Here is a 13,339-nt window from a genome sequence, read left to right as displayed (position 1 = left end):
GCAGGTGGCAGCATATTGAGGTGTCGAAATCCCCGGAACTCGCCGACCTGATGGCCACTCTGCCGCTCGATGCGGATGAGATCGATGCTGCCCAGAGGCGAATTTCCGACGTCGTCGCGGTGACCCCGCTCCAGTTCAGCGAGCGGCTGTCGGCGGCCACCGGCGCCAAGGTGTACCTCAAGCGCGAGGACCTGCAGGTCGTCCGGTCGTTCAAGCTGCGCGGCGCCTACAACCTGATGGTCCAGCTCACGGCGCAGGAGCGGGAGTCGGGCGTGGTGTGTGCCAGCGCGGGCAACCACGCTCAGGGCGTGGCCTACGCGTGCCGGACGATGCAGATCCGCGGCCGGATCTACGTGCCCGCGAACACACCGCGGCAGAAGCGGGACCGGATCAAGGCGCACGGTGGCTCATTCGTCGAGTTGATCGCCACCGGCAAGACCTATGACGCGGCCGCGGCAGCGGCCAAGGACGACGTCGCGCGAACCGGCGCGACGATGGTGCCGCCCTTCGACGACCCGCGGACAGCGGCCGGCCAGGGCACCATCGCGGCCGAGATCGTCGAACAGCTCGGCGAGCAGCCGGGCACGGTGATCGTCCCCGTCGGCGGCGGTGGACTGATCGCGGGAATCGCAACGTACCTGCACGAGCGTTCGCCGCACACGGCGATCGTCGGCGTCGAGCCGAGCGGCGCCGCATCGATGACGGCCGCGCTCGTCGCGGGCGGGCCGGTGACGCTGCCCGAGATCGATCCCTTCGTGGACGGAACGGCCGTCCGTCGGATCGGCGACCTGCCGTTCGAGGTGATGGCCGCGCTGGGCGCAGGCATCGTCTCGCACGGTTCGCTGCCGCTGATGGCCCAGCCGCGCTCCGGCATCCCGGGCGAAGGTACCTTCGCGATGATCCACACCGACGAGGGTGCGGTCTGTACGGCGCTGCTCGGTCTCTACCAGAACGAGGGCATCATCGCCGAGCCGTCGGGTGCGCTGTCGGTGGCGGCACTGGAGCTGGTGAAGGTCGAGCCGGGGAGCACGGTGGTCTGCCTGATCTCAGGCGGCAACAACGACGTGTCGCGCTATGGCGAGATCCTCGAGCGTTCGCTGGTCCACCTCGGGCTCAAGCATTATTTTCTTGTGGACTTCCCGCAGGAGCCGGGTTCGCTGCGTCGGTTCCTCGACGAGGTGCTCGGTCCTGAGGACGACATCACCCTCTTCGAATACGTCAAGCGGAACAACCGCGAGACCGGTGAGGCGCTGGTGGGTATCGAGCTCGGCTCGGCATCGGGCCTGGACTCGCTGCTGGGGCGAATGCACGGCTCCGGCATGCACGTCGAGCAGCTCGAGCCCGGCTCGCCTGCCTACCGCTACCTCACGTAGGCAGGACGTGAGTCGGGCTGACCGATCGGGTCAGGGGAGGGTCCGTACGAAGTCGAAGAAGGCGGGTGCCAAAGCGGGATTCGCGTTGCTCGAACCGCTGATGGCGCCTGCCGCGCCGCCGATCACGGCCCCGGGGATGCATCCCACGAACAGGAACAGGACGCAGCCGACCACGGCTCCGATGCCGGCACCGATGTTCGCGTTGACGTTTCCGCCACCCATCCAGCCGATCTCGAACTGCGTGACCAGGTTGTCGTAGGCTTCCTGGCTGTACACCTCGTGGGGTTCGAGCACACCGGTCAGCGGATCCGGGCTCTCAGGTGCCTGGTAGGTGATGGTGGTGTCATCCGGGGGTGGCGGTGCGGCGTAGGAAGTACCGGCGCCGATCCCCATCGTCGCGATGACCAATACGGAGAGCGTCGTGCCTTTGTGAAGTTTCACTTGGGGGCTCCTCTCATTCCAAGGAGACGGCCCCGATCTGGTCTAAGACCGTCCGGAACATCGCTTCGAATGATAACCGCCGAGCTGCCCGAATAGCCATCCTCCAGATGTCCACGATCGCGATCACGGCCGGCGACGTTGTGTGCCGAAACCGCCTCTGAGCAGTGCGATCCCGGCTACTGTGATGGGACGCAGGAGGCGGCATCTTATGCCCGAACGGGCTCCTGTCATAACTGCCGGCGAGGGTGCGCCGCCGGCCCGGAATTCCGCGTGCTGACGGAAGGTGAACCGGCAGAGGGCAACCCGTCTCCGCCGACCGGGGACGTCGGCATCACCGGGCATTCCACCGGCTGAAGAACGGTTCGATGATCGCTCGGATCGGCCGCACGATCGTCTGACCGTAGGTCCCGAACAGGTCGTCCCGCGAGTCGAACGTGCCGAGGTTCGCTGCCACGAAACCGGACAGGTCCAGGCACGACCGCGACGACCGCCCGCCCCAGTTGATGGGGGCCCGTGCGAGCGCGTCGAACAGTGTCTCCTCTCCGCAGTTGGCGAACGGCTCCGCATCGATCGCGCAGTCGCCGCTGTCGAAGACATCGGAGGCATCGAGCCACCGGCCGTCGACCAGGAATTCCGGCCAGGCGAGCAGGACCCGATCGGGAACGAGGCCGTGGAGGTATCGGAAACGGGGGTACCAGAACTCGCCGTGCAGGACAAGGCCGCGAACCCTGGTGTGGATCGAATGCCGGCGGGCCAACCCCTCGACGACCGCCAAACGCTGACTGCATGATCCGCGACCACGGCGAATCGTCGTCGACACAGGCTGCTGGTCATCGAGTGCATAGACGCCGCGCACCTCGCGCCGGATGCAGGTGTGCGCGGTTCGGAGAAAGGAAGTCGGCGTCGCCGGAGCCTCCGGCGCGAGGAGGACGCGGTCGTAGAGCCGCTCCGCGTCGCTGCCGTGCCAGTCGAGGATCGGGGTCGCGGTGACGGACCCGGATGAGTCGGCGGACGTAGTGGGCGTCAGAGGCCTACCGCGCCATGATGTCACCGCGCTGCACGTCATCTCGCGACGATAGCCCTCTTGTCCCCTCCTGCTCGGCCCGGTACGCCTGCGCGGACACGGTGATGTGGCGCACACTTGTCCCAGCTCGTGAACTCGCAGCCACTTCGGAGGTGTGGGAATCAATGGCAGTCGAACTGCTCGAGAATTTCGTCAACGGTCGCTTCGTGGCCTCCACGGCAACGGATTCGATCGAGGTGGTCAATCCGGTGGACGAGACGGTGGTGGCGAGGGCGCCGATCTCCACCAAGGCCGATATCGATGCCGCCGTCGCCGCGGCAAGGGAGGCCTTCACGTCGTGGGGACGGACCACTCCTGGCGTGCGGCAGGCCGCGCTTCTTGCGCTCGCCGATGCGATCGAGGCGCACAGCGACGAGCTCGTCGACGCCCAGTGCCGCAACACCGGCCAGCCAAGGGTGGTCATCGCGCGCGACGAGGTGAAGGTCGGCGCGGATCAGCTCCGGTTCTTCGCGGGCGCGGCCCGCATGCTCGAGGGCAAGTCCGCGGGCGAGTACATGGACGGGTTCACCTCATACATCCGGCGCGAGCCGATCGGCGTCGTCGGCCAGGTGACGCCGTGGAACTACCCTTTCCTGATGGCGATCTGGAAGATCGGGCCCGCGGTCGCCGCCGGGAACACGGTGGTGCTCAAGCCGAGCGACACCACCCCGAGAGCACGCTGGTTCTGGCCCGGCTCACACAAGGGATCCTGCCCGACGGCGTGCTGAACGTCGTGCTCGGCAACGGCGGCACCGGCGCGACCCTCGTCGAGCATCCGGACCTCGGTCTGGTCTCGATCACCGGGTCGGTCCGCGCGGGAATCGCGGTGGCGGTGTCGGCGGCGAAGCAGCTCAAACGCGCCCACCTCGAACTCGGCGGCAAGGCTCCCGCGGTGGTGTTCGCGGACGTCGACGTCGACAAGGCAGCGGGTGGGATCGCGGAGGCGGCGTTCTTCAATGCGGGCCAGGATTGCACGGCCGTGACGAGGGTGCTGGTGCACGAGTCGATCCACGACGAGTTCGTCGAGGCGCTGGTGGCCAAGGCGACGGGCCTCAAGACCGGGCTGCCCACCGACCCGGACACCTTCTACGGTCCGCTCAACAACGTCAACCACTTCACGGCGGTGACCCGCAAGATCGCCGCGCTGCCCGCGCACGCGAGGGTCGTCACCGGTGGAAAGCGGTTGGGGGAGCAGGGCTTCTTCATCGAACCGACCGTCGTCACCGGCGTGCGACAGGACGATGACATCGTGCAGGAGGAGACCTTCGGCCCGGTGCTGACGGTCCAGTCCTTCACCGACGAGAAACATGCTGTCGAACTCGCCAACGACGTCCGGTACGGCCTCGCCTCGAGCGTGTGGACGAGAGACCACGGGACCGTCCAGCGGATGTCCGCCGCACTCGATTTCGGGGCCGTATGGATCAACTGCCACATCCAGCTGGTGGCGGAGATGCCCCACGGCGGCTTCAAGTACTCCGGATACGGCAAGGACCTCTCGGCCTACGGGGTCGAGGACTACACCCGGATCAAGCACGTCATGAGTGCCCACGACTGAGCGCGATTCCCCCGCCCCGCACACTCGAGGACCGACACCATGGACACACTCCGGTACCGACTGCCGCAGGAACGGACCCTCCTGACCCCGCTGCCAGGGCCGAGATCGCAGGCCCTCACCGCGCGCCGCAAGGCCTCGGTGGCGGCGGGGGTCGGGTCGAGCGTTCCCGTCTACGCGGCGGACGCCGACGGCGGCGTGCTGGTCGATGTCGACGGCAACTCGCTCATCGATATGGGGCAGGCATCGCGGTCAACAGCGTTGGCGCCTCCAACCCTGCGGTCGCACAGGCGGTCTCCGAGCAGGCAGCGCATTTCGCGCACACCTGTTTCATGGTCACCCCGTACGAGGGGTACATCGAGGTCGCGGAGGCGTTGGCCACGCTGACCCCCGGAACCCACGACAAGCGTTCGGTGCTGTTCAATTCCGGCGCGGAGGCGGTGGAGAACGCGGTCAAGGTGGCGAGGCTGGCCACTGGTAGGAACGCCGTCGTCTGCTTCGATCACGCCTATCACGGACGCACGAACCTGACGATGGCGCTGACTGCGAAGGCGATGCCCTACAAGGCGAACTTCGGTCCGTTCGCCCCGGAGATCTACCGGATGCCGATGTCGTACCCGTTCCGCGACGAGGCCGGACTCGACGGTGGCGAGTCGGCACGTCGGGTCATCAGCCAGATCGAGAAGCAGATCGGTGCCGACACGGTTGCCGCGATGATCATCGAACCGATTCAGGGCGAGGGCGGATTCATAGTGCCCGCACCGGGATTCCTGCCCGCGCTCGTCGAGTGGGCACGGTCGAACGGGGTCGTCTTCATCGCCGACGAGGTGCAGACCGGTTTCGCCCGCACCGGCGCCTGGTTCGCCAGCGAGGACGAGGCCATCGTGCCGGACATCATCACGATGGCCAAGGGCATCGCGGGCGGCCTGCCTCTCGCCGCGATCACCGGCAGGGCCGAGCTGCTCGACGCGGTGCATCCCGGCGGGCTCGGCGGCACCTACGGCGGCAACCCGATCGCCTGTGCAGCGGCGCTCGCCGCGATCGAGTCGATGCGCGAGCTGGATCTGCCAGGACGGGCCCGGCAGATCGGGGAGCTGGCGCAGCGCCGGCTGCGGGCGCTGGCGGCCGAGGTCGACGTGATCGGCGAGGTGCGGGGCCGAGGGGCCATGCAGGCGATGGAGTTCGTCCGGCCGGGCGGCATCGAGCCGGACCCGGACATCACCAAGGCCATTGCGGCACAGGCGCTCGAGCAGGGCGTCATCGTGCTCACCTGCGGCACCTACGGCAACGTGATCCGGCTGGTCCCGCCGCTGGTGATCGGCGAGGAACTGCTCGGCGAGGCCCTCGACGTGCTCGAAACCATCATCCGATCTCTTGCAGGGAGAAACCGTGGCTGAACCATCGACGTCGCCGCCGGCAGCGGCCACCTTCCATCCCCTCGACCCGCTGACGGCCGAGGAGTTCCGTGCGGTGGCCGGGTTGCTGGCCCGCGAGCACGGGGTCGGGCCGGGCTGGCGGTATGCCTCGATCGAGCTCGCCGAGCCGTCGAAGGCCGATGTCGCCGCGTTCGATGTACAAGGGACGGCCCCGGACCGCCGCGCGCACGTGGTGTGTTTCGAGCGGGCCGCGAACAAGACATACAAGGCCCTGGTCTCGCTGACTGCGGATGCGGTGCTCACGTGGCGACATGTTCCCGGGGTGCAGGCGAACTTCACCGTCGATGAGTGGGAGGAGTGCGACGAGGTCCTGCGCAACCATCCGGATGTCGTCGCCGCGTTGGCGAAGCGGGGGATCACGGACATGAGCCTGGTGTTCATGGACACCTGGACCTACGGCGAGGCCGTCATCCCCGACAAGTACAGGGGGCGCAGGCTCGGCTGGTCGGACACCTGGGTCAAGGCCGCCGAGGGCGCGAATCCCTATGCGGGGCCGGTCAACGGCTTCCACTGTGTGATCGACGTCAACAGCATGGAGTTGCTGGAGATCGAGGACACGTTCTCCGTGGACCGGCCGGAGATCATGGGGGAGTACGTGCCGCGGCACATTCCGGAGCGGATCAGGAACGCCGGCAACCGCGAGCCGTTGCGGCCGCTGGAGATCACCCAGCCGGACGGGCCCTCCTTCACCCTCGAGGGCAACAAGCTGACCTGGCAGAACTGGTCGCTGCGGGTGGGTTTCAACTACCGCGAGGGAATGACGCTGCACGCGATCACCTACGACGACAACGGTCGCGAGAGGCCCATCGCCAACCGGCTCTCGTTTGCGGAGATGGTCGTGCCGTATCGCGACCATTGCGAGGACCACTACCGCCGCACCGCGTTCGACATCGGAGAGTGGGGCATCGGGTTCATGACCACCTCGCTCGAGCTGGGCTGCGACTGCCTCGGCGAGATCCGGTACCTCGATGCCGTGCTGCACAACAGCAAGGGGGAGCCGTACACGATCAAGAACGCGATCTGTATCCACGAGGAGGACAACGCGGTCCTCTGGAAGCACGTCGACCACGACGGGGCGCAGGTGCGCCGGATGCGCAGGCTGACGGTCTCCTTCCACGTCACCGTGGCGAACTACGAGTACCTCACCTATTGGCGCTTCTACCAGGACGGGAACATCGAATGTGAGGTCCGCGCAACGGGAATCATGGTGGTCAGCCACTTCGAACAGGGGGCCGCACACCCGCACGGCACGCTCGTGGACGAGCGCACCTATGCGCCGTACCACCAGCATTTCCTTGTCGCCCGGATGGACCTCGACATCGACGGCACCGAGAACACCGTGTACGCCACCGAGACCGAGATGGTCCCGATGGGCTCCGACAATCCGTACGGGCTGTCGTTGCGGCAGCGCAACACCCCGCTGCGCACCGAGGATGAGGGCAAGCAGGACTTCGACTGGCAGACCCAGCGGGCCTGGAAGGTGGTCAACGACAACACGACCAACGGACTCGGCACCGCGCCGTCGTACAAGCTGGTCCCCGGCGGGGCGTTCCCCTCGATGTTCGACCCTTCGTCGCCGATCTTCCAGCGTAGTCAGGTGATCGGGCACACCCTCTGGGTGACGCCGAACGAGCCGGACGAGCGTTGGCCCTCTGGCGAATTCGTCAACCAGAGCGGCGTCGACCACGGACTGCCCGAGTGGACCAGGGCGAACCGATCCATCGAGAACACCGATGTCGTGCTGTGGTACGTCTTCGGGATCCACCACATCACCCGGCCCGAGGACTGGCCGGTGATGCCGGCGGACACGGTGAGCTTCTGGCTCAAGCCGGTCGGCTTCTTCGACCGCAACCCGGCGCTCGACGTGGCGCCGACGCCGGCGAAGACCTGCCACGGCGACACCGATGACCATTGCGGCCATCGCGAGGGGGAGGCGTGATCGTGCACCGCTGAAGTTCCTGACCGCTCACCGACGATTGGTGGCCGACATGCGATTGGTAGTGGGGTATCTCGCGACTCCCAGCGGCGCGGACGGCCTTGCGCTCGGCGTTCTGCTGGCCCGCAGTCTCGGCGCCGAGATCGACATCTGCCTGGTGCTACCCGACGAGGAGCCGGTGCCGACGAGGATCCCCGTCGACTCGGCCTACGAGGAGCTGCTCTCCGATCAGGCGGTGGAATGGCTGGTGGAGGCGCGCGCGACCGTTCCCGATGACATCACCGTTCGGACCCACCTGCGTTCCAACGAGTCCTTCGCCCAGGGGTTGCTCGACATCGCCGACGAGCTCGACGCGGAGATGATCGTCATCGGGGCCTCCGGGGACGGTTTGCTAGGGCGCCATTCGATCGGGTCGGTCACCGGCGAACTGTTGCACTGCGCGCACCTGCCCATGGCGCTCGCACCGCGGGGTATGCGGCATTCGACCGCGCAGGCGATCCGCAGCGTCACCTGCGCAGTGGGAACCCGCGCGGGTGCCGGGCTGTTGTTGCGGGAGGCGGTGGGGGTGAGCAGGCGGTCGATGGCCCCGCTGCGGCTGGTGTCGCTGGTGCCCCTCGACATGTCCCGTCGCAGGCGTTCGGACACACCGGAGTCGGTCCGCCAACGGGCCATCGCGCACGCGGCCGAGGTCCTCGAGTCCGCGAGATCCGGACTGCCCGAGGACGTCACGGTCGACTCGGTGATCGCGGACGGTGCGAACGTCGAGTCGGCGGTGAGCAAGCTCGAGTGGAGCGACGGGGATCTGATCATGGTCGGTTCCAGCCGTCTTGCCCGCCCGCGTCACCTGTTCCTCGGATCGACGGTGTCCAAGATGCTCCGGGTCGTCCCGGTTCCGATGATCGTCGTGCCGAAAGAGGAGGTCTGACGACCATGACCGATCAAGCGGAGCGGCCCGCGTCGGGCGGCCTGGTCGCCAAGGGTCTGGCGCCGGGGAAGATCGGTACCTTCTCGGGGGCGGTCATCGGGATCTCCTGCGTGGCACCCGGATACACCCTCACCGCGAGCATCGGCCTGATCGTCGCCGCGGTCGGCCTGAAGATGCCCGCCATCTTCATCGCCGGCTTCATCCCCATGTTCCTCACCGCGTACGCGTACCGCGAGCTCAACTCGGAATCGCCCGACTGCGGCGCGTCGTTCACCTGGTCCACCAAGGCATTCGGTCCGTACGTCGGCTGGATGTGTGGGTGGGGCATGGTGATGGCGACCATCATCGTGCTGTCCAACCTGGCCGCGATCGCGGTGGAGTTCTTCTATCTGTTCCTTGCCCGGGTCTTCGACGCACCGGCGCTCGGGACCTGGCGGACCACAAGGCCGTGAACATCGCCACCACCCTCGTCTTCCTCGCGGTGGCGACCTGGATCTCGGGCCGCGGTATCACCACGAGCCAGCGAATCCAGTTCGTGCTGGTCGGCTTTCAGATGGTGGTGCTCCTGGTCTTCGTCGTCGCCGCGTTCGTGCACGTGGCTTCGGGTTCGGCGCCTGCGGGTCTGGCGTTCGACCCGTCCTGGTTCAACCCGTTCAGCGGGCTCGCCCTCGGGGCGTTCGTGGTCGGGGTGACCGGTTCGATCTTCGCCTTCTGGGGCTGGGACACCTGCCTCACCCTCGGCGAGGAGTCGAAGGATCCGAAGAAGACCCCAGGCCGGGCGGGATTGCTGTGCGTGGTGTCGATCCTGGTGACCTACCTGCTGGTCGCCGTCGCGGTGATGATGTACGCCGGGGTGGGCGAGGAGGGGCTCGGTCTCGGCAATCCGGACAACTCCGAGAACGTGTTCGGGGCGCTGGCCGAACCGGTGCTCGGTCACTGGGCGGGCATGCTGCTGTTCCTTGCCGTGTTCGCGTCCTCGGTCGCGAGCCTGCAGACGACATTCCTGCCTGCCGCGCGGACGATGCTGGCGATGGGCGCGTACCGGGCGTTTCCACGCAAGCTCGCCGAGGTGAACCCGCGCTTCCTGGTGCCCACCTACGCCACGGTGGTGGCGGGCGTGGTGACGGCGGTCTTCTACACCGTCGTCTCGTTGCTGTCGGAGCGGGCGTTGCTGGACACCATTGCGGCGCTGGGGATCATGATCTGCTGGTACTACGGCATCACGGCGTTCGCGTGCGTCTGGTACTTCCGGCACGAGCTCTTCACCAGCGCCAGGAATGTCGTGTTCAAGTTCCTGTTCCCGCTCCTCGGCGGCATCATGCTGGCGGCGGTGTTCGTGATCTCGGTGGGGGAGAGCATGAACCCGGACAACGGCAGCGGCGCATCGATCGGCGGCATCGGGCTGGTGTTCTTCATGGGCTTCGGTGTGCTGCTGCTGGGCGCGGTGCTGATGGTGATCATGCGGCTGCGCCAGCCGGACTTCTTCCTGGGCCGCACCCTGACCAGGGACACCCCGGCGCTCTCGGGCGAGGCGGACGTCGAGGCGCGGCGGTAGGCGAAAGCCCCGCGATCCGAAGCGGATCGCGGGGCCCTCGGGGTCGGTGCGGGTGTCAGTTGTCGGTGATGGTGAAACCCCTACCGACGGTCCCTGCAGGGGTGACATTGTTCAGATTGTTGAGGATGTTCTTGGCGGAGGTGTTCTGCCACTGGGGGTAGTCGAACGGATTGATCGTGAGGTAGCGGGTTCGGGTGATGATGCCCGTCCAGGTGTTGGTGTCCTTCATGACAACTGGTCCACCTGAGTCGCCGGCTTCGAATGTCGCCAGGGACTGGAACATTCCGTCGTTCCCGGTGTTCAACACCATCCCGTACATGTTCGTGTTCCAGTTCCCGCCGTAGTTCTCGACGGATTCGAAGTTCTTGGGTGAGGTCAACGCTCCACCTGCGTCCTTGTGTAGCGAGCTGACCTTGAACACGTCGTTGCCGGCCACGTCCTTGACCTGGCTCGACAGCGTGACGTGTGGCGCGAACTCGATCACCATGTAGTCGGTGGTGCTGGTGTACCCGACATCGGGCGACACCCAGCGGATCCAGCCGATTGGCGCGGGGGCTGGGAGGTTTTGGTCGATGGTGCCGACGTCTCTTCGATCGAAGACCGGATGGCCGTTTTCGAGGATGGGAACTCCCCGGGGCGCGCCGTGGAACTTCGGACCTGTGTCCTCTGGTTTGGTGCCCGGGTTGCAGTGTCCGGCGGTGATACCGACCTTGCGTCCCGCGGAATCGGTGCCGACTGCTCCCAGAGTGCAGACGAAGCCCGATTTCGGCGCGTCGACGAAAGCGGTCTTGTCGGCGTTCGGGATTCCCCAGTTCTTGTCGCCGTCGAAGTCGAGGAGGGTCCCCGGAGCGACGGTTTTGGGCTGAGGTGCCGGATGGGCGGCAGCCGTGCCGGCTGTGAGGCCGGATACGAGGGCGAGAGTGGCAAGGGCTCCGGCGAGAAGACGGGTGGTGCGCGTCATGCATGCGTCCTGTCTGTCGTGGTGCAAGTCATCGATGTCCGCCCGCCTCAGACGCCGCTTCGCGTCAGCACAGCGAGCTGGAGCAGGCGGGCTCGGGTAGCGCGGTGCTCTCGTTGTCCACCGGCGTGAAGCCGCTGCCGGTGATGTCCCGCGAGTTCAGGTCGGCCAGGATGTTCTTGGCCGAGGTGATGACAAACGGGGCATTGTTGACGTCGGTTCGGGTGATGATCCCAACCCACCTGCTGGTGCCGCGAATGACGGCGGGTCCTCCGGAGTCGCCCTTGCGGAAGCCTGCATAGGAACGGATGAGACCGTTGTCGACCCCGGTGACCATCCCATAGCTGGGCGCATGGGCGAAGGTTTCCTCGGGCGGGAAGAGGGTCCCCGGCTTTCGGTCGGACATCGCGCCGAAGGTCTCGACGTAGTCGCGGATGGGCACGGGTAGCGCCGGTTGCCCTTCGGCGTCGCGGTGGATCGAGTTGATCGTGAACGGGCGCCCGCCGAGGGTGCTGAGGACCCCGTTTCCGAATTTGTCCGTCACCTTGCTGGTGAGCCGGACGTGTGGCGCGAACTCGATGACCATGTAATCGGTCGTGGCGGTGAGACTGCAGTCGTTGCTGCCCTTGTTGACCCAGCGGATCCAGCCAATGGGGGCGGCCTCCATGCGACCCGGCAGCAGTCCGAAGTTGTCGGCGGAGGCGTCCCAGGTGTCGTCCAGGATGTCGCGCCAGTCCCAGACCGGGTACTCATTGCCGAGGACGTGCTCGCCTTCGGCGGGTCCCCAGAACTTGGGCTGATACCAGGGTTCGTTCACGGGATCGGATTTGATCGTCTTGCAGATGTCCCGCGGGTCGACCTTCTCCTCGATCCGGCAGTGGCCCGCGGTGATGCCGACCTTGCGTCCGGTGGCATCGGTACCGGCGGCGCCAAGGGTGCATCTCCCTTTGCCGTACTCGTTGACGAAGACCAGGCCCGCCCCCGGGCCGATTGTCTTCGGGCTCGGCGCCGGCTCAGCCGCCGCCACCCCCGCTGTCGATCCCGCGATCAGCGCCGCCGCGGCAACCAGTCCGATCAGGTATCGGGTGGTAGGCCTCATGTGGTTTGTTCCATCTTCTGCAGGTGCATTCACGGATTGCCTGCCTGCGACGGTTTGCTTCAGCACAGCGAGCTGGGGCAGGCCGGGTCCGCGGTCGGCGCGTTGCTCTCGCGGTCTATCGGCGTGAATCCGCTGCCGGTGACGTTGCGGGGATTGAGGTTGTCGAGGATGTTCTTGGCGGAGGTGTTGACCCACTGGCCCAGAACGAAGTTCAAGTCGGATCCGCTGACGATCCCCACCCACTCGCCCGTGCCTCGCATGACCACCGGACCGCCGGAGTCACCGATGATGAACTGGGCCGTCGAGCGGATCATGCCGTCCTTGACCTCGGTGACCGTCCCACTGTTCGGCGCCTTCGCCAGGGCGAAGATGTCGTCGAATCGGATGGCGCCGCCGTTGCGGTCCGAGCTGGCGCCGAAGTTCTCGATGCTCTCGCCTGTCTTGGGCAGGGCCACCGCACCGCTGGAGTCGCGATGAATCGAGTTGACCTTGAACAGATCCCGGCCGTTGGTGCTGCGGACGGTCTTGCCGTCCTTGTCGAGGGTTGTGCTCCACAGCACGACGTGTGGGGCGAACTCGATGACCATGTAGTCGGTCTTTGTGGTTGTGCTCTCGCTGCCGGGTGCGACGAAGCGGATCCAGCCGATCGGGGGAGCGTCGGCGCGCTCCACCTGATCGCGGCTCCATACCTCGTACTCGTTACTGGCGATGTTCTGCCCGTGTAGTGCCTCGGGCACCCCTGGAACTGGGGCAGATTGAACGGCTTGTCCTCCTCGCCCGGCTTGATCGGGCCTGGATTGCAGTGCCCGGCGGTGATGCCGACCTTCCGTCCCGCCGCATCGGTGCCGACCACGCCGAGCGTGCAGGTGTCGCCCGGCGTCTTCTTGCCCTGGGCATCCCGGTGGTTGTCGAAGATGAGATATGTCCCGGGCGTGACGTCCACGGGCGCGGGCTCCGCGGCCGCGATGCCGGTCGTCGCACCCGCCGCCAAGACCGCCGTC

The 13,339-nt window shown here is 66.7% G+C and carries 8 protein-coding genes and 3 pseudogenes; 6 read left to right on the top strand and 5 right to left on the bottom strand.

Features of this window, described 5'->3' with window-relative positions; all coding sequences use genetic code 11:
- Nucleotides 1-20: 20 nt before the first annotated feature.
- Entirely contained in the window at nucleotides 21-1,373 is a 1,353-nt protein-coding gene (gene ilvA / locus BTZ20_RS14880; RefSeq protein WP_077041911.1) for a threonine ammonia-lyase IlvA, read from the top strand.
- A gap of 30 nt (nucleotides 1,374-1,403) precedes the next feature.
- Here ilvA and BTZ20_RS14875 read toward each other — a convergent pair whose 3' ends face one another.
- On the bottom strand, nucleotides 1,404-1,814 hold the full coding sequence (locus BTZ20_RS14875; protein WP_223263349.1) for a hypothetical protein: 411 nt from the start codon (nucleotides 1,812-1,814) through the stop codon (nucleotides 1,404-1,406).
- Between the two features lie 331 nt (nucleotides 1,815-2,145).
- Nucleotides 2,146-2,880 carry a hypothetical protein gene (locus BTZ20_RS14870; protein WP_223263348.1) on the bottom strand — a complete coding sequence of 245 codons (735 nt, stop codon included), beginning with the start codon at nucleotides 2,878-2,880 and terminating at the stop codon, nucleotides 2,146-2,148.
- Nucleotides 2,881-3,002: 122 nt separating this feature from the next.
- On the opposite strand from BTZ20_RS14870, the pseudogene BTZ20_RS14865 reads away from it, so the two are divergent.
- From BTZ20_RS14865 to BTZ20_RS14845, 5 genes and pseudogenes are all read left to right on the top strand, one after another.
- Nucleotides 3,003-4,432 (top strand): annotated as a pseudogene (locus tag BTZ20_RS14865) (aminobutyraldehyde dehydrogenase).
- Between the two features lie 39 nt (nucleotides 4,433-4,471).
- Nucleotides 4,472-5,826: pseudogene (gene gabT, locus BTZ20_RS14860) on the top strand (4-aminobutyrate--2-oxoglutarate transaminase).
- A complete protein-coding gene (locus tag BTZ20_RS14855) occupies nucleotides 5,819-7,804 on the top strand; it encodes a primary-amine oxidase (RefSeq protein ID WP_077041909.1) in 1,986 nt (661 codons plus the stop codon). The pseudogene gabT and the gene BTZ20_RS14855 overlap by 8 nt, the downstream one beginning before the upstream one ends.
- Before the next feature lie 49 nt (nucleotides 7,805-7,853).
- Nucleotides 7,854-8,726, top strand: a complete 873-nt coding sequence (locus BTZ20_RS14850) for a universal stress protein (RefSeq protein WP_077043728.1) — start codon at nucleotides 7,854-7,856, stop codon at nucleotides 8,724-8,726.
- A 5-nt stretch (nucleotides 8,727-8,731) separates the two neighbouring features.
- Nucleotides 8,732-10,281: pseudogene (locus BTZ20_RS14845) on the top strand (APC family permease).
- A 55-nt stretch (nucleotides 10,282-10,336) separates the two neighbouring features.
- Here the strand turns inward: BTZ20_RS14845 and BTZ20_RS14840 are convergent.
- From BTZ20_RS14840 to BTZ20_RS27280, 3 genes are all read right to left on the bottom strand, one after another.
- Nucleotides 10,337-11,242 carry a hypothetical protein gene (locus tag BTZ20_RS14840; protein WP_077041908.1) on the bottom strand — a complete coding sequence of 302 codons (906 nt, stop codon included), beginning with the start codon at nucleotides 11,240-11,242 and terminating at the stop codon, nucleotides 10,337-10,339.
- Nucleotides 11,243-11,306: 64 nt separating this feature from the next.
- Complete coding sequence (locus BTZ20_RS14835; protein ID WP_077041907.1) at nucleotides 11,307-12,338, bottom strand: hypothetical protein; 1,032 nt, start codon at nucleotides 12,336-12,338, stop codon at nucleotides 11,307-11,309.
- 59 nt (nucleotides 12,339-12,397) lie between these two features.
- Nucleotides 12,398-13,075, bottom strand: coding sequence for a hypothetical protein (locus BTZ20_RS27280; RefSeq protein ID WP_077041906.1), 678 nt, complete (start codon nucleotides 13,073-13,075; stop codon nucleotides 12,398-12,400).
- Nucleotides 13,076-13,339: the final 264 nt, after the last annotated feature.

Source organism: Rhodococcus sp. MTM3W5.2 (genome assembly GCF_001984015.1).
Taxonomy (GTDB): domain Bacteria; phylum Actinomycetota; class Actinomycetes; order Mycobacteriales; family Mycobacteriaceae; genus Rhodococcus_G; species Rhodococcus_G oryzae.
The sequence above is the reverse complement of the archived record's forward strand: the minus strand, read 5'-3'. Positions and strand labels throughout refer to the sequence as shown.

Coding starts and splice junctions, on each gene's coding strand:
- BTZ20_RS14870 (WP_223263348.1), bottom strand. CDS start 2,880: ATGACGTGCAGCGCGGTGACATCATGGCGCGGTAGGCCTCTGACGCCC.
- BTZ20_RS14850 (WP_077043728.1), top strand. CDS start 7,854: ATGCGATTGGTAGTGGGGTATCTCGCGACTCCCAGCGGCGCGGACGGC.
- BTZ20_RS14840 (WP_077041908.1), bottom strand. CDS start 11,242: ATGACGCGCACCACCCGTCTTCTCGCCGGAGCCCTTGCCACTCTCGCC.
- BTZ20_RS14835 (WP_077041907.1), bottom strand. CDS start 12,338: ATGAGGCCTACCACCCGATACCTGATCGGACTGGTTGCCGCGGCGGCG.